Origin of the sequence: Breznakia pachnodae (assembly GCF_030814225.1) — a bacterium.
Lineage (GTDB): Bacteria > Bacillota_I > Bacilli_A > Erysipelotrichales > Erysipelotrichaceae > Breznakia > Breznakia pachnodae.
This window is the reverse complement of the sequence record NZ_JAUSUR010000018.1, coordinates 1-1966: the sequence shown is the minus strand read 5'-3', so window position 1 is coordinate 1966 and position 1966 is coordinate 1. Positions and strand designations below refer to the sequence as shown.

The 1966-nt window shown below is 34.1% G+C and carries 1 protein-coding gene; it reads left to right on the top strand.

What is annotated here, in order from left to right:
- On the top strand, window positions 1-1919 hold a 1919-nt coding region (locus tag J2S15_RS20255; RefSeq protein ID WP_307412304.1), incomplete at its 5' end, for an InlB B-repeat-containing protein.
- Between the last annotated feature and the right edge of the window lie 47 nt (window positions 1920-1966).

Here is a 1966-nt window from a genome sequence, read left to right as displayed (position 1 = left end):
AAATAAATCAGATAACTGCAAGTGACGGTACAAATATACAGGCAGGTATTAAAACTGCACAATCATTGCTAGATGCAGAAACTGCAGAAAATGAAATTATAGTTTTGTTGAGTGATGGTGAGCCAACATATAGTTATAGAGTGAATCAAGCAACTGGAATAACATATAGTTGGAAGGGTGGGTTCACTATCACTGATGAAGCAGAAATTACAGGTGTAGACTACGAAGATAGAGTTGGAAATGGAAGAGATTATACACTTAGTTCATCCAATAGAGAAACATATTCTATAAATAATATCTATTCAAGTTTTCCATATAATCATGGAAATACAACAATTTATGAAGCGGGTCTTGCCAAGAACAAAGGAAGTGAAGTTTACACAATTGCTTATCAAGCTAATGATACAGCAAAAGAAGTAATGAAAGAAGTGGCAACTAGTTCAAATCATGCTTATGAATCAGGAAACGCAAGTGCTGCATTCTCAGCTATTACTAGTGAAATTCAAAACACAATTTATTCATCACAACCAAAAGTAATTGATGAAATGGGTAGTGGTTTGGCTGTGAGTAATGACCTTAGTCAATATTCATATAAATTTACAATTATTGAGAATGATCCAGATTACCCAATAACTATAAAAAAAGATGGAAAGGTAGTTTTCAATAATTACACAATAAATCCTCAAAATCAGACAATTGAGTGGATGCTTGAAGATGAAAGTGAAACATTCTCTAATGGCGTATATACTATGACGTATTATGTTCAACTAGATTCGAGTGAATTGGGTGTCGGCACTTATGATAGTTTATATACTAATAATGATGCAGAGTTAACATATATTGACAGCGAAGGAAGAAACCAGAGTGTAAAATTTCCAAGTCCATCGTTAAAACTTGAGATTAAAGGTTTAACTGTAACTTATACAGATGGTGTAGACGATATAGAAGTATTTGAAGACCAAGTATATGAAAATATTAAAAGTGATTCACTGACTCCGATGTTTAAAGGAACGCCAGAAAGAGAAGGATATACCTTTATAGGATGGTCACCAGAAGTAGCGTCAAATGTAACTGAAGATGTAGTGTATGAAGCACAATGGAAAGCAAATGAGTATACGATAAGATATACAGATGGTGTTGAAAATGAAGAAATATTCGAAGACCAAATCTATGAAGAGATAGAATATGGAACAGCAACACCAACGTTTGAAGGAACACTAGAAAGAGAAGGGTATACGTTTGCAGGATGGTCACCAGAAGTAGCATCTAATGTAACTGGAGATGTAGTGTACGAAGCACAATGGAAAGCAAATGAGTATACGATAAGATATACAGATGGTGTAGAAAATGAAGAAATATTTGAAGATCAAATCTATGAAGAGATGGAATATGGAACAGCAACACCAACGTTTGAAGGTACACTAGAAAGAGAAGGATATACGTTTGTAGGATGGTCACCAGAAGTAGCATCTAATGTAACTGGAGATGTAGTATATGAAGCACAATGGAAAGCAAATGAGTATACGGTAAGATATACAGATGGTGTAGAAAATGAAGAAATATTTGAAGACCAAATCTATGAAGAGATGGAATATGGAACAGCAACACCAACGTTTGAAGGTACACTAGAAAGAGAAGGATATACGTTTGCAGGATGGTCACCAGAAGTAGCATCTGTTGTAACTGGAGATGTAGTATATGAAGCGCAATGGATTAAAAATGATGAAATAATAGAAAAACCTAGCGTTTTGCCTCCAACAGAGGATAATGATGATAAAAAAACAACAGGAATTGATGTGAAAGAAAATGCATCAAAAGCAGTTGATACAGGAGATAACACAAATGTCGGGTTATTAATGATTATTTTATTCGTATCAGTTTTTGGGATTACTAAATACACATGGAAAAAGAGATTTTAATGATTTGTGCATAAAGAGCATACCCTTATGAATAGAATTACCTCCGA